This is a genomic window from Plantibacter flavus, assembly GCF_002024505.1.
Classification (GTDB): domain Bacteria; phylum Actinomycetota; class Actinomycetes; order Actinomycetales; family Microbacteriaceae; genus Plantibacter; species Plantibacter flavus_A.
The window spans coordinates 1,106,564-1,128,718 of the sequence record NZ_CP019402.1 but is presented as its reverse complement, the minus strand read 5'-3'; the positions used below and the strand labels follow the sequence as shown (position 1 = coordinate 1,128,718).

The following is a 22,155-nucleotide window of genomic DNA, read 5'->3' as shown; positions in this document are numbered from 1 at the left end:
TGGAGGTGCGGGTCGCTCGGCGCGACCCCGATCAGCCTAGCGACGGAAGCGGGGCGGGCGACTGAACGCGGCACCGCTCGCGATCAATCGCGGGTCGGGCGGACGATCTGTTCGGGATCGTCGACCGTCGAGGGCTCCGGCAGCGGATCGAAGAGTGCCACCGCGAGCTCGACGTTCGAGCAGTCGAGCTCGGGGAGGTTGACCGTCGACGTGACGATCCTGGCACCGTCCACCTGCTCGAGCCGGTACTCGATGCCGCGCGCACCCGGAGCAGCCGGTGCGGTTCCCGCCTCGCTCGCCCATCGCTCGGCGACGCAGCCGCGAACGGACGTGTTCTCCTCGTCCGGTCCGCCCGTCACCTCCACGGGAGCGAACGGGAGCGGGCCGGGCAGGATCTCGGTGCCGCCGCTGTTCGTCACCCGGTCGCGAGCGGCACCGTACAGACGGGACCGCAGGTCGTACCCGGTGGTGGTGGTGAGCTCGGAGAGCGAGAAGTCGTTGCGATTCATCGCGATCGCCTGCGCCTCCAGGGAGGCGCGGACGGCCACGACCCACGGGTCCGCTTCGAGGGGTCCCTGCGGCGCCGCAGACGCCCAGACGACCGTCGGAGCGGGCACCGGCTCGTCATCCATCGGTGTGCAGGCCGCGAGTGAGCCGAGAGCCAGGGTTGCAAGGGTGACCGCACCGATCACCCGCGCATCAACCCTCCGCATCCGCCTGGTACGCGTCGAACGCGTTCGACGCGTTGGTGGCGATGGAGGCCAGGGTGCGGGTGCTTCCGGAGGCGGGGTCGATGATGTCGTCGAGCGCTTCCCGGTTGTCCTGCACCCAGTCCCACCAGACCTCTGCGTCGTCCGTCGTCGGAGGGACGAGCCCGTCCGGCGGCGAGAGTTCCATGAGCGTCTGGGCTACCCCGATCTGGGTCGCGCGGAAACGTGCATCGCCGCCGTCTTCGAGCTGTGTGAGCAGATCGTCGTGCGAGCCCGCCCAGGCATCGCCCGCCGCACCAGTCGCGGCATCCGTCAACTGGCCACGGATGTACCCGATACCCTCGCTGGCGATCTTCTCGGCGATCGCGTCACCGAGCGTCCCCACGAGCTTGTCGAGCCCCGGGATCGGCAACATGCCGACACCGGTCTCGACGACACCGATGGCCGATTGGACGGCCTCGTCGTGGCGGGTGGCTTCACCGAGGTCGACTCCGGCAGTGCTGCCGTCGAGCACGGCCTGCAACGTCGACACCCGGGTGGCGGCGTCCACCGGGTTGTAGAGACCGAGCTCCGCGGCGCCGAGCACGGTGTTCTGGTAATCGTTGACGACGGCCTGCAGCGCCTCGGCACCGCCGCCGTTGCTCCCGGCCAGTCCGAGGATCCGAGCGAGGGCCTCGGGTGAGAGGTTGGCATACACCCGCGGGTCGCCCTCGATGCCGAACGGGTTGATCGACGTCGTCGGATCGGTGACACCATCAGGGTTCTGGCCTCCCACCATCGGGTACTCGACGAGTCCGGGCATCTGCGGGGCGAGCGCTTCGACCAGTTTGATGCTCCCCAGCTCGCTGAGGTTCTCGCTGACGAAGTGTGGGTTGCCGGCGACGTAGCCGGCGGCATCCTCGGTCGCACGAGGCTCGCCGATGAGCCGGGCGATGACGTCATGACTCAGCGTCGACGCCTGATCCCAGGCCTCCGGGATGTAGGCGTTTCCGTCCGCCGGACCGCCCGGAATGGACTGTGCGCCCTCCCAGAGGGCGAGGACGCCCTCGAACCCGTCGAGGCTCGAATCGCGACGCCCGTACCAGTACTCCAGGCGGTTCGCCCCGAGGTCGTCGGAGCCGTAGGGCTCGTCCGGGTACAGCGGCGCGTCGCGGTACGGGTCCTGCTCCGTCGAGGTCAGCCAGTCCATGGCGGCCTCGGGGTACTCACCCAGCGTGCTGAAGACCCGCGAGGTCCAGTCGCCCAGGCGGTTGACGTCGTAGCCGGCCTGCTCCGCCTCGGCGAGGCTGAGGAAGCCGCCGGGGCCCATGACGCCCTGTGCGGGTCCGTACATGCCCTCGTGCGCGCCGGGCAGACCGCGCTCCATCTCGTCGGCGATGTTCGCGAGACCGACCGTCGTCGTCTCTCCGATCGGGTTGTCCTGTTCGTCGCCGAACAGGAACGCGAGGCTCGTCCAGCTCTCCGTGCCATGAACGGACGCGGAACCGTCGTAGAGCTCCTGCGCGAAGTTCTGGCCGACCGCGTCAGTCCAACGCTGGGATCCGACGGACAGACCACCGCGGACGGACTGTGCAAGGAGCAGCGCCGCTGCCGGGGTCATCCATCCGTTCGCACCGGCGTCGTCGATCCGGCTGATGAGCGAGATGAGGTCCTCGCCGCCGAGCGCCAGATTCATCTGCGCCATGACGGACGGGTCGTTGCCGTAGAGCGCGTACAGCGACTGCAGCTGTGCCGCGAGATCGGTCTCGAACGTGCCGTTCCCGAGTTCGGCCGCCATCTCCGCCATGCCGCGGGCGACGGCGGACGGGGTGAGGTCGGATGCGGAGGTGATGCCGATGGCCGCGAGGGCGGCCTGCTGCCGGTCCCAGTTGTCACCACCCGGTGAAGACAGCGCCGACGCGAGCGCATCGTCGGCGGCCTGGCGCTCTTCCGACAGGGCGTCGAGGAGGCGCTGCGCGCTCTGCCGATCGGCGACGGCCGCCTGGTGGACCTGGTCGCGCTGCATCTGCTGCTCGGGCGTCGGCCCACCCATCGGGTCGAGATAGGTCTGGTTGGCGGAGATGTTGGCCTGGAAGATCATCTCGGTGTAGCTCGTCGCACGGGTCTTGATGTCGTCGACCGTGGTCGTGTACGTGGCGATCGCGTCGCGCACCGCAGCCATCGCCGGGGTGATCGCGTCGATCTTGCCGATGGGGGTCGAGAGGGAGGACACCCAGGCGGTCGCGGCGTCGCCGCTCCAGATGGCGTCTGAGATGCCACCCTGAGCGGTGACCGCGACCGTGCGTGCCTCGGTCAGACTCGTCTCGGTCGTCTGGATGGTCGTCGCAGTGGTGCCGAGCGCGCCAGAGTCGATCCGCCCCGGATCGTCAGCAGTCCAGTTGGCCATCAGCCCTCTCCTCCCGGGTTCAGCTGTGCGTCGGTCTGCTCCCAGGCGGTCACGATGTCGCTCGCCGCGCGACCGGCCTCGACCATCGCTCCGCCGGCGAGGGCCACGTGCACGGAGATGTACATCGCGAAGCTCTCCGCCGCGGCGGTCACCGTGCTGCTGCAGCTGCCGGAGAAGTCGAGCGGTACGTTCTGCGGCAGGCCGGACCCGCTGGGTGTCAATGGTGCGGCGACGGCCAGGATCTGGTCCCCGTCGACGACGAGTGGTTGCTCGCTCATCATTCCCCTTCGTGACACCGGCGCAGTGGACCTGCGCCGCCCGCCGATGGCTCCTCAGCGGGTACGTCGTTCAGCGTAACCGAGAGCGCGGGTGACGACGATGGGGAGCACTCCCCATGCCCCGGAGGCCCGTCAGCCGACGACGACGCGGATCGGGAACTCGCCGATCCCGATGGTCGACCCGGCTTCCGCGACGTAGGCCTCGCCCGGCTGGCAGACGGTGACCGCGCCGGACGCGTCCGTGATCGTCGTGCCGTTCGTGGAGTGCAGGTCCGTCACGCGGAGCGACCGTCGTCCGGGTACGACGACCGTGTGCGTCTTCGAGACGGACATGCGCGGGTCGACGAGCGAGCGCAGCTCGGCATCAGGCTGTTCCGGCCGCGCCGCAGGGTTGCGTCCGAGCAGGATCGGCCCGTGGAGCGGGATGCGCTCGCCGTCGGGCAGCTCGAGCGCGAAGTCCCCCGCTCGCAGCGATGCGGAGACGACCGTCGCGCCGAGGTCGGCATGGGCCGGCGCCTGCTCGGTGGCGCGCGCCGAGGCACCGGCGGGCGCGTCGGTCGCTTCCGGTGCGATCGGAGCGCCGGCGATCAGACCCGGGGGAACGGTGATCTGCAGCTCGGGCGGGACGGAGGACGTCGACGCGGCCGGCGCGCGCGTCTGGGCGGGCGCTGCCTGCGGCTCACGGAGCGGTGCTGCAGGAGTCGGTGGCTCGACGACGACCGGCGACGGCACGGGCGCGGAACTCGACGGGGTCGACTGTGGTTCGGGAGCCCCTGTGGCGGGAGTCGGGACCCCGATCACCGGTGCCTCGGGAACGGCGGGTTCGGGGGCCGGAGGCTCGGCTGCCGGTGTGTCGGAGGCCGGCGCCGGATCGGCATCCCTCGGGATCGCGACGTCGGGAGCCGTGGCAGGGGACGGGGTCGACGCGTCGGTCACCGTCTGAGACCAGCCCGCGGAGACCGCTCCGCCCATGACGGGCATGTTCGCGAGTGTCGCCGCAGGCCCAGCGTCTGCGCTGGTCGGTGCTTCCGCCGGACGCGGAGCGAGCTCGGTGCGCGTGCCGTGCACGCGCAGGGTGGCGGACGCGCCGGGATCGGACTCCGAGACCAGCTCGGCGAGCGCGCGCAGGAAGCTCAGGAACGGCTCCTGTCCGAGCAACGAGCGCTGACGCCGGCGCTTCTGGACGCCGTGCTGCATGATGAAGGTCGCCGCCGCCGTACCGCGCGCGGACGGGGCGGTCGTGATCGCGAACGCGAGCAGTGGCGCGGGGTCGTCGACCGAGACGACCCGCAACCGGATGTCCGCGCTCGTCCCACCGTCGATCGCGACGTAGTGCCTGGTCTGCTGAGCATCCTCACCGGAGGCGGCGACCGCACGTTGGACAAGGGCGACGACGTCGTCGGCGGTCCCCGCGAGGTCGAGATCCAGACCGGTGTCGGTCAGGTCGGGTGATCTCATCGGTGGTTCCTCCCCAAGCGCCGTCGGCCGACGACGGCAACGGATCGATTATCGCCTACGCCGTCGCCCTCGTGGGGAGGGACGGGCGGCGCACCTCGCGAGCGGCCCCGGGTGGACGTCGCATCGGCTCACCGCGCGTCGTGCTCCCAGGGCCAGCGCGGGGTCGGGCGCCGCCCGGTCGACGACGTCGCGACAGCGGCGGCCGCGAGGACGATGACGAGCGCGAGCACACCCACGGTGACCGAGAACGGTCCGGTCAGCGTCGTCACCGCGAAGGCGGCGGCGTCCGCTCCGTCCCGGCTGGCGATCGCGTCGAACACGCCGCCGCTCACCCCGTAGGCGAGCCAGGCGAGGAGCCCCGCGAGGACCGCGGAGCCGACCGAGACGCGCAGCGGTGTGCGGCGCGTCTCACGGATGATCGCCCAGAGGACCACGATCGTGGCGACCACGACCATGAGCGGACCGGTCAGCGGGCCGGCGTCCCGGTCGGTCACGACGTCGAGGTCCGCCAGCAGGCTGATGAACCCGAAGGCGCAGACGACGAGCGCCACGTAGGTGACCGCTGCGAACGGGGCGACCCACCAGGGGCCACGTGCTCCGTCCGCGTCACCGGTCATGCTCAGCGGGCGGTCGTCGGTCCGGCTTCGAGGACGCGCTCGTACTCGGCGCGGGCCTCGAGGTTCGCCTCGCGCACCTTGCGTCCGCGTGCCGCGATCCAACCACCGAGCCAGACGGGGATCTCACGGGCGACGACGAAGGCGAGGACCGGCCCGAAGGTGAAGGCGACACCGGTGACCTCGGCGAGGATCTCGTCGATGCTGAGCGTCCACGCGCGCTCCTGGATCAGGAACCCGCCGACCCACGCGAGGAAGACGACCAGGCCGATGATGAAGCCGCCGAGCACCCAGTGCACCCAGCCGGAACGGTTCACTATGGTCGCGGTGACGACCCAGGCCAGGAAGAAGCCTGCGGCGGCCATGAGGAACGGCCAGCTGGTGGCGATCTGGATGAGGTTCTCGACGAACGTGCCGTCGCCTTCCAGCACCAGCTGAAGGCCCGCGACAGCGGCCGCGTAGAGGCCGGCGAAGATGATGGTACCGAGGAGACCGATGAGGATGCCGAAGCCGCGGTTGCCGCGGACCTCCGGCTCGGACGGCGCCTGGACGTACAGCGGGAAGGCCTGCTGCTGCTCGGTCTCCGCGGCGGCGGCGGTCGCGGTCGCGCCGGAGCGGGCGACCGGCTCGTATGCGGCGGCGGGGTACGGGTGGGCACCGGTGTCGGCCTGCCGGGTGGTCGAGGTCGGGGTACCGGCGGCGTCGTCGTCGTCAAAGTCGATGTTCGAGTACGCACGCTGCGGCGTGTGCGGCTGGTAGGGACGCGTCTCGCGCACCCCGGCGTCCGAGGCGGTGTCTGCGCGGTCTGCGACCCGGCGGTCGTCGACGACCGGGTCCGCCCCGACGCCGTCCGCCGTGGTGATGGTGTCCTGCTGCACGGTGTCCTCGGAGAGGATGTCCCGCTCGGCCACGGGCCGCTCGGCCGCGGGCTGTTCGGCCGCGGGCTGTTCGGCCGCGGTCGTGGGACGCGCGGAGCCAGACGCGGTCTGGGCAGCCGCCGGAGTGCTCGGGTCGGTGGGCGATCCGGGCTCGGGGTTCTGGGTGCTCATCGCGTACTCCTTCGGCGGAAGCCAGTTCAGGAGCGCCCTCACGGCGCTCCGCTCGCCACGGTAGCAAGCCGGGACGCGGATGCCCGGCAACCTCGCCGGGACTCGCTCACTCCTGTCGACCCGATTCAGGTCCGATTCATATCCGGAGGAAACGGTCCCCTCAGCTCCGTGCGGTTGGGTGGGAGCTCGAACAGCCATCTGTCGGATCACTGCCGATCCCGCGACGCCGATCCCCCACGGCGTATCCCCCGGAAAGGCCCCATGCCCGAGCAACTCCCCCACGACCGTCACGTCGATTCCCGCTCCCCCTTCAGGCGGCTCTCCTCCCGCTACCGCGCCCTCCCCCTGCGCGCGCGACGCGTGGTCGCCGGCACCGCTGCCGGAGCCGTCCTCCTCCTCGCCACCGCGGTGATCACCCCGATCGCGCTGCAGCACTCCGACGCGACCGGATCCGAGCCGGCCGCGCAGGCTCTGGGCGGGACGACGTCCACGGTCCCGGCCTCCACGGTCAACGCCACGGCGGTCACCGCGATCTCCGCCACGACCGGATCCGTCGCAGGCGGGAGCACCCTGACCGTGAGCGGTGTCGACGTGGACGGCGTGACCCGCGTCGTGTTCGGCGAGGAGGAAGCCCGGATCCTGTCGGCGACGAGCACCGAGGTGACCGTCGCCGTGCCGGCAGCCACCCGCTTCTCCCCCGCCGACGTCGGCATCGCCGTCTACGCGGACGAGCTCCGGGTCGACGGTGATGCGCTGAGCTACAGCTACGACATCACGAGCCCCGTCGACGCGCAGATGGCCTACGTGTTCACGCACTGGAACGACTACAACCTGGCTGAATACGGCTCCCTGGTCGACACCGACTGCGCGAACTTCGCCAGCCAGAGTCTGCTGGAACGCGGGTGGACGATGGACGAGGACTGGTGGGCCGAGGGGACCGGTGACGACTTCGACTTCTCGAAGGCCTGGGTCAGCTCGACGTTCTTCATGAACTACGTCGAGGAGCACCCCGACCTCGCCACCGCTCTCGACGACACGCAGCGCGACCAGGTCAAGGTCGGTGACATCGTGCAGTTCGACTGGGACAACAGCGGGGACCGCGACCACACGGGCATCGTGTCGAAGGTCGAGACCACCGACGCCGGCACCCAGGTGTACTACGCGGGACACACCGACGACACCGACTACCGCACCGTGGACGAGGCGATCACCGTCATCCACCCCGGCGCCTCCGTGTACTACTGGAGCATCGCCTAGCCACCGTTCTCCGACCCTTTCTCAGGAGTCCGGCGGCGTTTCCAGCCCGTGGTTGCGCGGCGCGCCGTGCACTTCCTGAGAACGGTCGCCCGGCCGTCAGGCGGGGAAGAGCGTCGAGACGATCGCCTGTGTCCAGCCGCTGATGGTCGTGTTCGACCATCTCGTGGCGATCCACGTGCCGTCCCGCACGAAGTGACGTTCGCCGTACGTCCCGGCGTCCTCCGAGACCTCGGTGAAGCACATCGTGCCTCCGGTCTCCTCGGAACAGGTGAAACCGGCCTCGTTCATGCGCGCGACCACCGACGCCTGGGTCGCAGCGTCGATGGAGAGGACGTTGGTGGTGATGCCGACGTCGCCGCCACCGCTCGCCTTCACCAGGGCACAGTTCAGACGGTCGGTGTTCGAGGAGATCACGGCCACGAGTGCGCTGTCGTTCGAACCGAAGAAGTCGGTGGCGAGTTCCGGCAGTGACCACTCCGGATTCAGCGCGAGGAAGCCGTCCGAGGTCAGTGAGTCGATGTAGCCGGCCGGGAAGAGTTGCGTGCACTCGGTCGGACGCACCGGCGCCGCGGGCGTCTCGGCGGCGTCCGTCGCGGTCGGAGCAGGAGAGGAGCCGGCGGTCGCCGTCGCACTCGGTGTACGGGTCGAGTCGGCGGCAGGGGTACCGCCCGGGCCGACGACCAGGAGCCCGATGACCACGACGAGCGCGATCGCCAGCACACCGGCGAGCACGCTCAAACCGATGACCACGCGATTGCGCTTCCGCCGGGGTGCCGGAGCACCGTAGCGGACGTCTGGCTGCGCCGGAGTCGCGTCCGGCTCGAGCGGCTGGAACTGGCCGGTGGGCTGCTCGGGCTGATCACTCATCGGACCAGCATGTCGTGCGGAGACCCGCCACACAACTCACCGGTACTCGATTCGTTCGCCCATTCCTGGGCGAACGAGCGCTTGTTCGCCCAGGAATGGGCGAACGAACGACGGAGGGCCCGTCCCGATCGAGAAACGATCGGGACGGGCCCTCCGGGTGAGTCGTTCAGCCCTAGTTGTAGTTACCCGGGGTGAAGTCGTCGGAGCTGAAGCTGTCGAAGTCGACGAAGCTCAGGTCGGACTCGTTGAACGCGCCGTCCTCACCGAAGATGCGGTTCGGGTAACGCTCCGCCTTCGCCTCCTCGGTGGCCTCGACCGTCACGTTGCGGTAGCGCGCCAGGCCGGTACCGGCCGGGATGAGCTTACCGATGATGACGTTCTCCTTGAGGCCGACCAGCGGGTCGCTCTTGCCTTCCATCGCGGCCTGCGTGAGGACACGCGTGGTCTCCTGGAAGGAAGCGGCCGACAGCCACGACTCGGTCGCGAGGGACGCCTTGGTGATACCCATGACCTCCTGGCGAGCCGATGCGGTGCGACGACCCTCCGACACGGCCGAGCGGTTGAGCTCGGCATAGCGCAGGCGGTCGACGAGCTCGCCGGGCAGCAGGTCGGTGTCGCCGTGGTCGACCACGGTCACCTTCCGCAGCATCTGGCGCACGATGACCTCGATGTGCTTGTCGTGGATCGGGACACCCTGCGAGCGGTACACGCCCTGGACGCCACCGACGAGGTGCTTCTGGACCTCGCGGACGCCCTGCACGCGCAGAACCTCCTTGGGGTCGACCGCACCGACGTGGATCTTCTGACCGAGCTCGACGTGCTGTCCGTCCTCGACGAGGAGGACCGCGCGCTTCAGCACCGGGTAGACGACCGGCTCGTCGCCGTTGTCGGGCGTCAGGATGACCTTACGAGCCTTGTCGTTCTCGTCGATCGTGATGCGACCGGCGGCCTCGGCGATCGGGGTCGCACCCTTGGGGGTACGAGCCTCGAACAGCTCCTGCACGCGAGGCAGACCCTGCGTGATGTCGTCCGCCGATGCCGAACCACCCGTGTGGAAGGTACGCATCGTCAGCTGGGTACCGGGCTCACCGATCGACTGGGCCGCGATGATGCCGACGGCCTCGCCGATGTCGACGAGCTTGCCCGTGGCGAGCGAGCGGCCGTAGCAGGCTGCACACACACCGACGGTCGACTCGCAGGTCAGGACCGAGCGCACCTTGATGTTCTCGACACCCGCGGAGACGAGCTTGTCGATGAGCACGTCACCGACGTCCTCGCCGGCCTCGGCGACGACCTCACCCTTCGGATTGACCGCAGCAGCGGCCAGCGAACGGGCGAACACGGAGTTCTCCACGTTCGGGTCGCGCACGAGCTCACCGGAGCTGTCGACGTTCGCGATCGCGAGCTCGAGACCCTTGGTCGTGCCGCAGTCGTCTTCGCGGATGATGACATCCTGCGAGACGTCGACGAGACGACGCGTGAGGTATCCCGAGTCGGCGGTACGGAGCGCCGTGTCGGCCAGACCCTTACGAGCACCGTGGGTCGCGATGAAGTACTCCGCGACCGACAGGCCCTCACGGTAGGAGGAGATGATCGGGCGAGGGATGATCTCACCCTTCGGGTTGTTCACCAGGCCTCGCATACCCGCGATGTTGCGGATCTGCAGCCAGTTACCACGAGCACCCGACGACACCATGCGGTTGATGGTGTTGTCCGCCGGGAAGTTCGCGCGCATGGCCTCGGCGACCTTCTCGGTGGCCTCCGTCCAGATCTTGATGAGCTCCTGACGACGCTCGGCATCCGTGGTCAGACCCTTGTCGAACTGGCTCTGGACCTTGGCGGCCTGCTTCTCGTAGCCCTGCACGATCTCGCGCTTGTTCGGCGGGGTCAGGACGTCGCTGAGCGCAACGGTCACACCGGAACGCGTCGCCCAGTGGAAACCGGCGTCCTTGATGTTGTCGAGCGTGGCCGCGACGACCGTCTTCGGGTACCGCTCCGCGAGGTCGTTGACGATCGAGGACAGCTTGCCCTTGTCCGCCACGTCTTCCACGTAGGGGTAGTCCGCCGGCAGCGCCTCGTTGAAGAGTGCGCGACCGAGGGTCGTCTCGACGAGTGCGACACCCGAGCCCTCGTAGCCCTCAGGGCCCGTGCCCTCGGCGAACGTCACGTCGGTCAGACGGATGCGCACCTTGGCGTTGAGGTCGAGCGAGCCCTGGTCCTTCGCGAGGATGGCCTCGGCGACGGACGAGAATGCACGGCCCTCACCCTCGACACCCTCCTTGAGGGTGGTCAGGTGGTGGAGACCGATGATCATGTCCTGCGTGGGCAGGGTGACCGGACGGCCGTCGGACGGCTTCAGGATGTTGTTCGACGCGAGCATCAGGATGCGCGCCTCGGCCTGGGCCTCGACGGAGAGCGGGAGGTGGACAGCCATCTGGTCGCCGTCGAAGTCCGCGTTGAACGCGGCGCAGACGAGCGGGTGCAGCTGGATGGCCTTGCCCTCGACGAGCTGAGGCTCGAACGCCTGGATGCCGAGACGGTGCAGCGTTGGCGCACGGTTCAGCAGCACGGGACGCTCGCGGATGATCTCCTCCAGCACGTCCCAGACCTCGGGGCGGCTGCGCTCGACCATGCGCTTCGCGGCCTTGATGTTCTGAGCGTGGCTCAGGTCGATCAGGCGCTTGATGACGAACGGCTTGAAGAGCTCCAGCGCCATCTGCTTGGGCAGACCACACTGGTGCAGCTTCAGCTGCGGGCCGACGATGATGACCGAACGGCCCGAGTAGTCGACGCGCTTGCCGAGCAGGTTCTGGCGGAATCGACCCTGCTTCCCCTTCAGCATGTCGCTGAGGGACTTCAGGGCACGGTTGCCGGTACCGGTGACGGGGCGACCACGACGACCGTTGTCGAACAGTGCGTCCACGGCCTCCTGCAGCATCCGCTTCTCGTTGTTGACGATGATCTCGGGAGCCCCGAGGTCGAGCAGACGACGCAGACGGTTGTTGCGGTTGATCACACGACGGTAGAGGTCGTTGAGGTCGGAGGTCGCGAAGCGGCCACCGTCGAGCTGCACCATCGGGCGGAGCTCCGGCGGGATGACCGGGACCACGTCGAGGACCATCGCCGCCGGCGAGTTACCGGTGATGAGGAACGAGTTGACCACGCGCAGACGCTTGATGGCGCGGATCTTCTTCTGACCCTTGCCCTCCGCGATCTGGTGGTGGAGCAGCTCGGACTCGGCCGCGAGGTCGAAGGACAGCAGGCGCTTCTTGACCGCCTCGGCACCCATGTAGGCCTCGAAGTACAGGCCGAAGCGGTCCTGCAGCTCGTGGAACACGGAGTCCTCGGGCTTGAGGTCGCCGACCTTGAGGTTGCGGAAGTCCTCCCAGACGCGCTCGAGGTGAGCGATCTGCTCGTCGTAGGACTTACGGGTCTGGCTCATCTCCTTCTCGGCGGCGTCCTTGGTGCGACGCTTCTGCTCGCTCTTGGCGCCTTCCTCCTCGAGGGCGACGAGGTCGTCCTCGAGCTTCTTCAGGCGGTCTGCGATGCGCGAGTCGCGCTGGTCGCCGAGCGTCTTGATCTCGAGACGGAGCTCGTTCTCAAGGCCGGGCATGTCCTGGTGACGTGCGTCCTCGTCCACATCGATGACCATGTAGGCCGCGAAGTAGATGACCTTCTCGAGGTCCTTGGGCGCCATGTCCAGCAGGTAGCCGAGGCGCGAGGGGACACCCTTGAAGTACCAGATGTGCGTGACCGGGGCGGCGAGTTCGATGTGGCCCATGCGCTCACGGCGCACCGACGACTTCGTGACCTCGACACCGCAGCGCTCGCACACGATGCCCTTGAAGCGGACCCGCTTGTACTTGCCGCAGGCGCACTCCCAGTCGCGGGAAGGACCGAAGATCTGCTCACCGAACAGACCGTCCTTCTCGGGCTTGAGGGTGCGGTAGTTGATGGTCTCGGGCTTCTTGACCTCTCCGTGCGACCAGGCACGGATGTCGTCTGCGGTGGCCAGACCAATGCGAAGCTCGTCAAAAGTTGTGACGTCGAGCAATGTATCTCCTATGAAAGGTTTCGTCAGTCTCTACAGTGGTCAGGCTTAGATCTCGTCGATGGACGACGACTCGAACCTGGAGGAAATGTTGATCCCGAGCTCCTCGGCGGCGCGGAACGCGTCGTCGTCGGTGTCGCGCAGGCTCACCGCGGTGCCGTCGGCCGAGAGGACCTCGACGTTCAAGCACAGCGACTGCATCTCCTTGATGAGCACCTTGAAGCTCTCGGGGATACCCGGCTCCTGGATGTTCTCGCCCTTGACGATGGCCTCGTACACCTTGACGCGGCCGAGGATGTCGTCGGACTTGATGGTCAGGAGCTCCTGGAGCGCGTACGCGGCTCCATAGGCCTCGAGGGCCCAGACCTCCATCTCACCGAAGCGCTGTCCACCGAACTGAGCCTTACCACCGAGCGGCTGCTGCGTGATCATCGAGTACGGACCCGTCGAACGCGCGTGGATCTTGTCGTCCACGAGGTGGTGCAGCTTGAGGATGTACATGTAGCCGACCGAGACCGGTGCCGGGAACGGCTCACCGGAGCGGCCGTCGAACAGACGCGCCTTTCCGGAGGAACCGATGAGGCGGTCGCCGTCGCGGGTGACGTTGGTCGAGTCGAGCAGACCGGCGATCTCCTCCTCGGAGGCGCCGTCGAACACCGGGGTCGCGACCTTGGTGTTCGGCTCGGCCGAGTGCGCGGCAGCCGGGAGCTTCTTGGCCCAGCTGGGCTTGCCCTCGACGTTCCAGCCCTGCTTCGCGATCCACCCCAGGTGGATCTCGAGGACCTGACCGAAGTTCATTCGACCGGGGATGCCGAGCGGGTTGAGGATGACGTCGACCGGCGTGCCGTCCTCGAGGAACGGCATGTCCTCGACGGGCAGGATCTTCGCGATGACACCCTTGTTGCCGTGACGGCCGGCGAGCTTGTCGCCCTCGGTGATCTTGCGCTTCTGGGCGATGTAGACGACCACACGCTGGTTGACGCCCGAGCCGAGCTCGTCGTCGCCGTCCTGTGCGTCGAACACCTTGACGGCGATGATCGTGCCGGCTTCACCGTGGGGGACCTTCAGCGAGGTGTCGCGGACTTCGCGGCTCTTCTCGTTGAAGATGGCGCGGAGCAGGCGCTCCTCGGCGGAGAGCTCGGTCTCACCCTTCGGCGTGACCTTGCCGACGAGGATGTCGCCGGGGCGGACCTCGGCACCGATGCGGATGATGCCGCGCTCGTCGAGGTCCTTCAGCAGCTCCGGGCTGACGTTCGGGAGATCACGGGTGATCTCCTCCTTGCCGAGCTTGGTGTCGCGGGCGTCGACCTCGTACTCCTCGATGTGGATCGAGGAGAGGACGTCGTCCTTCACCAGGTTCTGGCTGAGGATGATCGCGTCCTCGAAGTTGTGACCCTCCCACGTCATGAAGGCGACGAGGAGGTTCTTGCCGAGCGCGAGCTCGCCGTTCTCCGTGGCGGGGCCGTCGGCGATGACCTCGCCGGCCTCGATGCGTGCACCCTCGGAGACGATGACGCGGTTGTTGTAGCTCGTGCCCTGGTTGGAGCGGTCGAACTTGCGCAGGTAGTAGGTCTGCGTGCCACCCTCGTCGAGCTGGACGGTGACGGACTCGGCCGACACCTCCTGGACGACGCCGGCCTTGTCGGCGGTGACGACGTCACCCGCGTCGATGGCTGCGTAGCCCTCCATACCGGTACCGACGAGCGGCGAGTCCGACATGAGGAGCGGGACGGCCTGACGCTGCATGTTGGCACCCATGAGTGCGCGGTTCGCGTCGTCGTGCTCGAGGAACGGGATGAGGGAGGTCGCGACCGACACCATCTGGCGCGGGGAGACGTCCATGTAGCCGATCTCCTCGGACGGGATGAGGTCGACCTCGCCGCCCTTCTTCCGGGCGAGGACGCGGTCCTCCTGGAAGTGGCCGTCGCTCTTCAGCGGAGCGTTGGCCTGCGCGACGATGTAGTTGTCCTCTTCCATCGCGGTCAGGTAGTCGATGTCCTCGGTGACCCGGCCGTCGACGACGCGACGGTACGGGGTCTCGATGAAACCGAACGAGTTGATCCGCGCGAACGATGCGAGCGAACCGATGAGGCCGATGTTCGGGCCTTCCGGGGTCTCGATCGGGCACATGCGGCCGTAGTGCGACGGGTGGACGTCTCGCACCTCGACGCCTGCACGCTCACGCGACAGACCACCGGGGCCGAGCGCCGAGAGGCGACGCTTGTGGGTCAGACCCGCGAGCGGGTTGTTCTGGTCCATGAACTGCGACAGCTGCGAGGTTCCGAAGAACTCCTTGATCGCGGCGACGACGGGGCGCACGTTGATCAGGGTCTGCGGCGTGATGGCCTCGATGTCCTGCGTGGTCATGCGCTCGCGGACGACGCGCTCCATGCGGGACAGACCGGTGCGGACCTGGTTCTGGATGAGCTCGCCGACGGCGCGGATGCGACGGTTGCCGAAGTTGTCGATGTCGTCCGTGTCGAGACGGAGGTCGACGGGCTTGCCGTTGCGGACACCCGGGAGGGTGGCCGTTCCGCGGTGCAGGGCGACGAGGTACTTGATCGTGGCGACGATGTCGTCGGTCGTCAGGACGGAGTCGCTGAGCGGCTTGTCGAGACCGAGCTTGTTGTTGATCTTGTACCGGCCGACCTTCGCGAGGTCGTAGCGCTTCGAGTTGAAGTAGAAGTTGTCGAGGAGCGCACGCGCGGCCTCGGCTGCGACCTGCTCGCCCGGACGGAGCTTGCGGTAGATGTCGCGGAGCGCGTCCTCCTTGGTGAGGATCGTGTCCTTCTCGAGGGTGAGCTCGATCGACTCGTAGCCCTTGAACTCCTCGAGGATCTCCTCGCTCGTCATGCCGAGCGCCTTGAGGAACACGGTGACGGACTGCTTGCGCTTGCGGTCGATGCGGACGCCGACCTGGTCGCGCTTGTCGATCTCGAACTCGAGCCAGGCACCGCGGCTCGGGATGACGCGAGCGGAGAAGATGTCCTTGTCGGAGGTCTTCTCCTGAGCCGACTCGAAGTACACGCCCGGGCTGCGGACGAGCTGCGAGACGACGACACGCTCGGTGCCGTTGATGATGAAGGTACCGCGCTCGGTCATGAGCGGGAAGTCGCCCATGAAGACCGTCTGCGTCTTGATCTCACCGGTGAGGTGGTTCATGAACTCGGCCTCGACGTAGAGCGGGGCCGCGTACGTCTTGCCGCGCTCCTTGCACTCGTCGATGGAGTACTTCTCGGGCTCGAGGTACGGGTTGGCGAAGGAGAGCTGCATCGTCTCGCCGAGGTCCTCGATGGGCGAGATCTCCTCGAAGATCTCGTCGAGGCCGCTCTTCGTGGGCAGGTCCTGTCGGCCGGCCTGGGTGGCTTCTGCGACGCGTGCCTTCCACACGTCGTTGCCGACCAGCCAGTCGAAGCTCTCGGTCTGCAGAGCCAGGAGGTCTGGAACCGTGAGCGTGTCGGTGATCTTCGCGAACGAGAGGCGGGATGCTCCGCGGCCGTTCTTGGGTGAGTTGGTGGTTGCGTTGCGCGCAGCAGCCAAGGGGATAACCTCCGGAGGCCTGTTGGGGGCCGAGTTACTGGTCGTCAGTGGAGTTACTCACCAGAAAGAGAACATGTGGCGGGTTGGACCCGCACACCAGCCGACCGCAATATGAAGGCATAGAGATTCTGGGAGCGCAAAGAACAACTATATGCCGGAATCTTCGGCGTGTCTACTCTTTCCTTGACGAGTTTTCGACTTTCCGGTATAACCGCCGCGTCGACCCCGGTGTTCCCGTCAACCCGTGCTGAACCGCAGACGCTGACCGGGCCGGAGTTGCGCCAGGAGGTCTCGGTCCGCGGCACGCACGACCGCGACGACCGGATACCCGCCGGTGACCGGGTGGTCGGCCGACAGGATCGTCGGCAGACCGCTCGGCGGCACCTGGACCGCCCCGGCGACCATGCCCTCGCTCGGCAGTTCCCGACCGGGATCGAGTCGCTCGAGCGGAGGCCCGTCGAGGCGCATCCCGATGCGATCGGCGTCGGCCGTCATGGTCCACGGCTGCTCGACGAGGCGCCGCAGGGAGGCGTCGTCGAACCAGTCCCGGCGGGGCCCCGGCGAGATCCGCACGAGACGCTCCCCGGCGTCGGGCCGCGTCCACGGGGCGATGTCGAGCGGAGGGACGCGGCGGCGCGGGGTGGGGAGGACCGGGAGTCGATCGCCGGCGACGACCGGTGCCGGGCCGAGGCCGGCCAGGGTGTCCGTCGACCGCGAGCCGAGGAGCCGCGGGCCGTCGAAGCCGCCGCGGACGGCGAGGACGTACCGGAGCCCGTGGGTCGCCGCGCCGAGTTCGAGCCGGGAGCCGGCCTGTACGCGGACGGCGCGGTGCCCGTCGGACCGCCTGCCGTCGACGGTGATCGGACCCCACGCACCGGTCACGGCGATCCAGAGGTCGACCTCGGCGACGGCCACGAACGGGCCCAGGACGACCTCGAGCGCCGCACGGCCCTCCGGGTTGCCGACGAGACGGTTGGCGAGGCGCAGGGCGCCGCGGTCGAGCGCGCCGGACGGGCTGACCCCGAGGGCCGCGGCCCCAGGTCGACCCAGGTCCTGCACGGTGGTCGCCGGTCCCGCCGCCTCCACGAGCAGCGTCCCGCCCATCATGCGGCGACCTGCACGAAGCGCACCCGGCCGCCGGGGACGAGAAGGGCGGGCGGGTCCGCTGCATCTTCCCACAGGACGGCGTCGGTCGTCCCGATGATGCGCCACCCGCCCGGGGAGGCACGCGGATAGACGCCGCTGAACGTTCCGGCGAGCGCCACCGAACCCGCGGGGACGGTCGTCCGCGGCACACTCAGGCGCGGGATCTCGAGTGGCCGGCCGATCATCTCGTCCTCCCGTTCCGGGACGAGGTAGGCAAATCCCGGCGCGAAGCCGCTGAAGGCGACGGTCCATGCGCGAGCGGTGTGCCAGGCGATGAGATCCGCTGCCTCCATGCCGAGCAGCTCCGCGGTCTCGCGGAGGTCCGGTCCGTCGTAGCGGACGTGGATGACGACGTCCGGCCGCGCCAGCTCCTCCTCGACAGCGACCGCCGAGCCTCCCGCGCCGGGTGCGAGCGCCCGTTCAGCGGTCGCGAGCAACCAGGTCCCCACCGCGGCGAGCGCCGGACCCCGCGCGTCCGTCACGGCGAGCACGGTCCGGGCGGCCGGGACGAGGTCGACCAGCCCCGCCGGGCGCGACGCGGCGAGCGCCCGGTGCACGAGCAGCACGTCCTCGAGCGATCCGAGTTCGAGGAGTACGGCCTCCTCCCCCATCGCTCGGAGCACGGGTCCCGATGAGGTGTCCGTGTTCACCACGGCGCGACCAGTGCGACGCCGGCGTCCAGCAGGGCGGTCCTGACCGCCGTGGCGAGCGACACGGCTCCCGGGGTGTCGCCGTGCACGCAGAGCGAGACCGCGTCGAGTTCGACGCCGGCACCGTCGACACTGGTGATGCGTCGGTCGAGGACGAGGGAGACGGCGCGGCGGGCGGCGGCCGTCTCATCGGTGACCAGTGCCCCGGGGGTATCACGCGGGACGAGCGAACCGTCGGAGCGGTAGCCGCGGTCGACGAAGGCTTCAGCGACGAAGCGGAGCCCGGCGGCGAGGGTCTCGCGTCCGATCACGGAGCCGGGCATCCCGAGCACGGGAAGTGGTCGCCCGAGCTCTTCGGAGGCCGTGACCACCGCGCGGACGACCGCCCGCGCCTGGACCCGGTCGTGCGCGATCCGGTTGTAGAGGGCGCCGTGCGGCTTCACGTAGGCGAGCCCCACGGCGGTCCCGTCGGCTTCGCCGACCTCGTCGACCGCTCGCTGCAGGGCGCGGAGCTGCTCCAAGACCTCCGCTTCGAGCACCTCGGCGGGTACGTCCTGGTCGCGGCGCCCGAAGCCCGCCTCGTCCCGGTAGGAGGGGTGGGCTCCCAACGACACCCCGTGGGCCGTCGAGCGGCGGACGGCGTCGCGCATGGACGCGTCGTCCCCGGCGTGGAAGCCGCAGGCGACGTTCGCGCTCGTGATGAGGGCGAACATGGCGTCGTCGTCGGCGGTCGGCACGCCGCGCCAGACCTCGCCGAGGTCGCTGTTGAGGTCCACCTGCGCCACGGCCGCACCCCTTCCGCTCCGCCTCCCACGCCTGCGGGAAAGTCTAGGGTGGGGGTATGGACGAGGCACAGGTACGACTCGGCGTCAGCGGATACCTGGCCAGGATCGAGGCCGACCGCTTCGTGCCGGGCACCTATCAGCTGGTGGTCGACGGCACGCCGCAGTCGCACGTCAACCTCGATCAGCCCGAGGAGCTCTTCTTCGAGTACATCCAGCGCATCGGTCACATCATCGACGAGATCGCCGATCCCGGTCAGCCGATCACGGCGGTACACCTCGGCGCCGGCGCGCTCACCCTCCCCCGCTACGTCGAGGCGACGAGGCCGGGCTCGCGGCAGCAGGTCGTCGAGCTCGAGCGCGAACTCATCGATCTCGTGCGCGAGCACCTCCCCTGGTCGAAGCGCGCCCAGATCCGCGTCCGCTACGGCGACGCCCGCGAGATCGTCGCGAAGCTGCCGCCGGGGCTCCGGGGCACCGTCGACCTCGTCGTCGTCGACATCTTCAGCGGCGCCAACACGCCGGCCCACGTCACGAGCACGGAGTTCTACGCCTCGGCGGTCGAGCTGCTGTCGCCGACCGGCGTCATCGTCGTGAACGTCGCCGACGGCCGCGGACTCGCCTTCGCCCGCGGACAGGCCGCGACGCTCGCCGACTCCGTGTCACACGTCGCCGCCCTCGCGGAGACGCAGATCCTCAAAGGCCGCCGCTTCGGGAACGTCGTCCTCGTCGGTTCGAACACCGCGCTCCCACTCGACTTCCTGCCGAGGCTCCTCGCGGCCGGACCCCACCCCGCCAAGGCGGTGGCTGGCGCCGAGCTGCGCGCCTTCATCGCGGGGGCACAGGTCGTCACGGACACGACCGCCGTCCCCTCCCCGAACCCCGCCCAGGGCATCTTCCAGACGAAGGGCTGACCATGGCCACCACGCAGACGCCGCGACGACGGGGCCTGCGTGCGCCCGCCTCGCTCACCACCCTGCTCGCCGCCACCGCCCTGGCGCTCGTGGCCTGCACCGACGGGGAGCCACGATCACCGGGTACGGCCTCCCTTTCCCCCTCCCCCGCGCCGAGTGCGTCCGCATCGACGCCCACATCCGCGGTTCCCACCGGGCCGGTCGCCCCGACCGGTGAGGCCACCACGGTCGTCGGCGGCCTGGACGCGCCCTGGTCGATGGTCCGACTCGTCTCGGGCAGCACGCTGGTGAGCCAGCGCGACGCGGGCGATATCCTCGAGGTCGTCAGCGGCGGCGCGGTGCGGCAGGTCGGCGTGGTCCCCGGGGTGGCCGCGGGAGGCGAGGGCGGGCTGCTCGGGCTCGCCGCCCTCACGCCGGCGGGATCGGAGACCGCGGGAACCTGGCTCTACGCCTACCTGACGACGTCGTCCGACAACCGGATCGTGCGGTTCCCGCTCACGGGAGCGGCAGGGTCGTACGCGCTCGGCGGCGTCGAGGAGGTCCTCGTCGGCATCCCCCGGGCCGGGAACCACAACGGCGGACGCATCGCGTTCGGACCGGACGGCATGCTCTACGCCACCACGGGTGACGCCGGTGACCGGAGCCTGGCCCAGGACGTGAGCAGCCTCGGCGGGAAGATCCTGCGGCTCACGCCCGACGGCGCGGTACCGGGCGACAACCCCTTCCCGGGGTCGCCCGTCCACTCCCTCGGCCATCGCAACCCGCAGGGCATCGCGTGGGATCGCGACGGCGGCCTGTGGGCGAGCGAATTCGGCCAGAACACCTGGGACGAGCTCAACCGGATCACCCCCGGTGGGAACTACGGCTGGCCGGTCGCCGAGGGCATCGCCGGAGCCCAGGGCATGATCGACCCGGTCGCGCAGTGGGCCACGGAGGACGCGAGCCCGAGCGGTCTCGCGATCATCGACGACACGATCTTCATGGCCTCGCTCCGCGGCGAGCGCCTGTACGGCATCACCGACGGCGTGCACGTCCCGGCGGGGAGCAGCGCGCTCGTGGGCGTGATCGACGCGGTGCCCTACCTCGTCGGCGAGTTCGGACGGATCCGCGACGTCGTCGCCGGCCCGCCGGGGACCGCCTGGATCCTCACGAACAACACCGACGGCCGGGGCTCGCCCGGAACCGAGGACGACCGGATCGTCGAACTCCCCCTCGCCCCGCTCGCGGCCCGCTGAGGGCGACCGCCACACCGGAGGGTCGTCCCGCTCCTGCGGTCCGGTGTCGGTCGCCGGGAGTACCATCCAGGCATGGCAGAACTCAGTCGGGTCACGGCGTGGGCACAGGCGCTCATCGTGCTGCACCTCGACCCGACGGTCTGGACCTTCGGCTTCGACAACGCCAAGCGACGCGCCGGCCTGTGCAACTTCACGACGAAGCGCATCACCGTCTCGCGCTATCTCGCTGCACGCTACGACGACGACGAGATCCACCAGATCCTCCTCCACGAGGTCGCGCACGCCCTCGCCGGGGCGCGCGCCGGGCACGGACCCAAGTGGCGCAAGGTCGCCGAGGAGATCGGCTACGAGGGCTCGCGTCTCCACGAGGGCCAGACGGCCGACGAACTCGCCCCGTGGGTCGGCACCTGCCCCTCGGGCCATGTCCTCTACCGGCATCGGCGCCCGAGCCGGGCAACCTCGTGTGGCAAGTGCTCGCGTTCCTGGGACGAACGCTTCCTCCTCAGCTGGGTGCACCGGGAGGTCACGCCGGCCATGCGGCGTCGGGCGGCCGCGTTCGACGGCTCCACCCAGCCCGAGCCGGGCATCGGGTCATGACCAGCACCGCGGTTCCCGCCGACAGCTGGATCGCACTCCTGCGCGGGGTCAACGTCGGCGGCGTCACGATCCGCTCCGCGGACCTCGCCGAGGTGTTCCGATCGGCCGGGTTCACGGGAGTCCGCACCGTCCTCGCGAGCGGCAACGTCGTCTTCGACGACCCGGAGCACGAGCCCGGCGAGACGGCGCACGATGCACGCGGCGCGCTGAAACGGCGAATCGAGCGGGCGCTCGCGGAGGCCTTCGGCTACGAGGCGTGGATCGTGCTCACGCATCAGCACGCACTCGCCGACATCGTCGACGCCTACCCCTGGACGGAGGCCGACGAGGTCCAGCCGTACGTCATGTTCTCCTCCGAACAGAGCTCGCTCGACGCACTGTTCGCGTTCTCGGCGGCAGCCGGGGAGCAGCCCGACCGCGTCGCACCCGGCGACGGCGTCCTCTACTGGGAGGTCCCGAAGGGGTCGAGCACCGACACCGCCTTCGCGAAGGAGTCCTCGAAGGCCCGGTTCAAACCGTACGTCACCACGCGAAACCTGCGGACGCTGCGGAAGCTCCTCTGAGCAGGCTGATCCGCGGCGTCGGCGCAAGCCCCCGCGAGGTGCCCGACGGTGGCGTACG

General features: G+C 69.2%; 17 protein-coding genes. 5 read left to right on the top strand and 12 right to left on the bottom strand.

Annotation, left to right across the window (positions count from 1 at the left end; genetic code table 11):
- Positions 1–83 precede the first annotated feature (83 nt).
- From BWO91_RS05250 to BWO91_RS05225, 6 genes are all read right to left on the bottom strand, one after another.
- On the bottom strand, positions 84–617 hold the full coding sequence (locus tag BWO91_RS05250) for a hypothetical protein (protein ID WP_153303392.1): 534 nt from the start codon (positions 615–617) through the stop codon (positions 84–86).
- Positions 618–699: 82 nt separating this feature from the next.
- The gene (locus tag BWO91_RS05245) at positions 700–3,096 is read right to left on the bottom strand and encodes a hypothetical protein (protein WP_079001685.1); all 2,397 of its coding nucleotides are present in this window, start codon (positions 3,094–3,096) and stop codon (positions 700–702) included.
- Positions 3,096–3,374, bottom strand: coding sequence for a hypothetical protein (locus BWO91_RS05240; protein WP_139205334.1), 279 nt, complete (start codon positions 3,372–3,374; stop codon positions 3,096–3,098). The genes BWO91_RS05245 and BWO91_RS05240 overlap by 1 nt, the downstream gene beginning before the upstream one ends.
- A 132-nt stretch (positions 3,375–3,506) precedes the next feature.
- A complete protein-coding gene (locus tag BWO91_RS05235; RefSeq protein ID WP_079001683.1) occupies positions 3,507–4,832 on the bottom strand; it encodes a hypothetical protein in 1,326 nt (441 codons plus the stop codon).
- Between the two features lie 128 nt (positions 4,833–4,960).
- Complete coding sequence (locus tag BWO91_RS05230) at positions 4,961–5,449, bottom strand: DUF6121 family protein (protein WP_079001681.1); 489 nt, start codon at positions 5,447–5,449, stop codon at positions 4,961–4,963.
- Positions 5,450–5,451: 2 nt separating this feature from the next.
- Positions 5,452–6,495: a hypothetical protein gene (locus tag BWO91_RS05225; RefSeq protein ID WP_153303391.1), complete on the bottom strand. Its 1,044-nt coding sequence runs from the start codon at positions 6,493–6,495 to the stop codon at positions 5,452–5,454.
- Positions 6,496–6,756: 261 nt separating this feature from the next.
- Here BWO91_RS05225 and BWO91_RS05220 point away from each other — a divergent pair, with 261 nt between their 5' ends.
- On the top strand, positions 6,757–7,752 hold the full coding sequence (locus tag BWO91_RS05220; RefSeq protein WP_079001677.1) for an amidase domain-containing protein: 996 nt from the start codon (positions 6,757–6,759) through the stop codon (positions 7,750–7,752).
- A 96-nt stretch (positions 7,753–7,848) separates the two neighbouring features.
- Here the strand turns inward: BWO91_RS05220 and BWO91_RS05215 are convergent, their stop codons facing one another.
- The 6 genes from BWO91_RS05215 to BWO91_RS05190 form a co-directional block, all read right to left on the bottom strand.
- Complete coding sequence (locus BWO91_RS05215) at positions 7,849–8,619, bottom strand: hypothetical protein (protein WP_079001675.1); 771 nt, start codon at positions 8,617–8,619, stop codon at positions 7,849–7,851.
- Positions 8,620–8,791: 172 nt separating this feature from the next.
- Positions 8,792–12,673 (bottom strand): DNA-directed RNA polymerase subunit beta', encoded by a 3,882-nt coding sequence (locus BWO91_RS05210; protein ID WP_079001673.1) that lies wholly within the window; start codon positions 12,671–12,673, stop codon positions 8,792–8,794.
- A 45-nt stretch (positions 12,674–12,718) separates the two neighbouring features.
- On the bottom strand, positions 12,719–16,210 hold the full coding sequence (gene rpoB / locus BWO91_RS05205; protein ID WP_079001671.1) for a DNA-directed RNA polymerase subunit beta: 3,492 nt from the start codon (positions 16,208–16,210) through the stop codon (positions 12,719–12,721).
- A gap of 237 nt (positions 16,211–16,447) precedes the next feature.
- A complete protein-coding gene (locus BWO91_RS05200; RefSeq protein WP_079001670.1) occupies positions 16,448–17,317 on the bottom strand; it encodes a biotin-dependent carboxyltransferase family protein in 870 nt (289 codons plus the stop codon).
- Complete coding sequence (locus tag BWO91_RS05195; RefSeq protein ID WP_240555695.1) at positions 17,314–18,009, bottom strand: 5-oxoprolinase subunit B family protein; 696 nt, start codon at positions 18,007–18,009, stop codon at positions 17,314–17,316. The genes BWO91_RS05200 and BWO91_RS05195 overlap by 4 nt, the downstream gene beginning before the upstream one ends.
- On the bottom strand, positions 18,003–18,791 hold the full coding sequence (locus tag BWO91_RS05190; RefSeq protein ID WP_079001668.1) for a LamB/YcsF family protein: 789 nt from the start codon (positions 18,789–18,791) through the stop codon (positions 18,003–18,005). The genes BWO91_RS05195 and BWO91_RS05190 overlap by 7 nt, the downstream gene beginning before the upstream one ends.
- Positions 18,792–18,847: 56 nt before the next feature.
- Here BWO91_RS05190 and BWO91_RS05185 point away from each other — a divergent pair, with 56 nt between their 5' ends.
- The 4 genes from BWO91_RS05185 to BWO91_RS05170 all read left to right on the top strand — a co-directional run bounded on the left by BWO91_RS05185 (position 18,848) and on the right by BWO91_RS05170 (position 22,097).
- Positions 18,848–19,702, top strand: a complete 855-nt coding sequence (locus BWO91_RS05185) for a spermidine synthase (RefSeq protein WP_071259566.1) — start codon at positions 18,848–18,850, stop codon at positions 19,700–19,702.
- 2 nt (positions 19,703–19,704) lie between these two features.
- The gene (locus BWO91_RS05180) at positions 19,705–20,937 is read left to right on the top strand and encodes a PQQ-dependent sugar dehydrogenase (protein WP_079001666.1); all 1,233 of its coding nucleotides are present in this window, start codon (positions 19,705–19,707) and stop codon (positions 20,935–20,937) included.
- Positions 20,938–21,009: 72 nt separating this feature from the next.
- A complete protein-coding gene (locus tag BWO91_RS05175; RefSeq protein WP_079001664.1) occupies positions 21,010–21,534 on the top strand; it encodes a SprT-like domain-containing protein in 525 nt (174 codons plus the stop codon).
- The gene (locus BWO91_RS05170) at positions 21,531–22,097 is read left to right on the top strand and encodes a DUF1697 domain-containing protein (protein WP_167620438.1); all 567 of its coding nucleotides are present in this window, start codon (positions 21,531–21,533) and stop codon (positions 22,095–22,097) included. Before BWO91_RS05175 ends, BWO91_RS05170 begins: the two co-directional genes overlap by 4 nt.
- Positions 22,098–22,155: the final 58 nt, after the last annotated feature.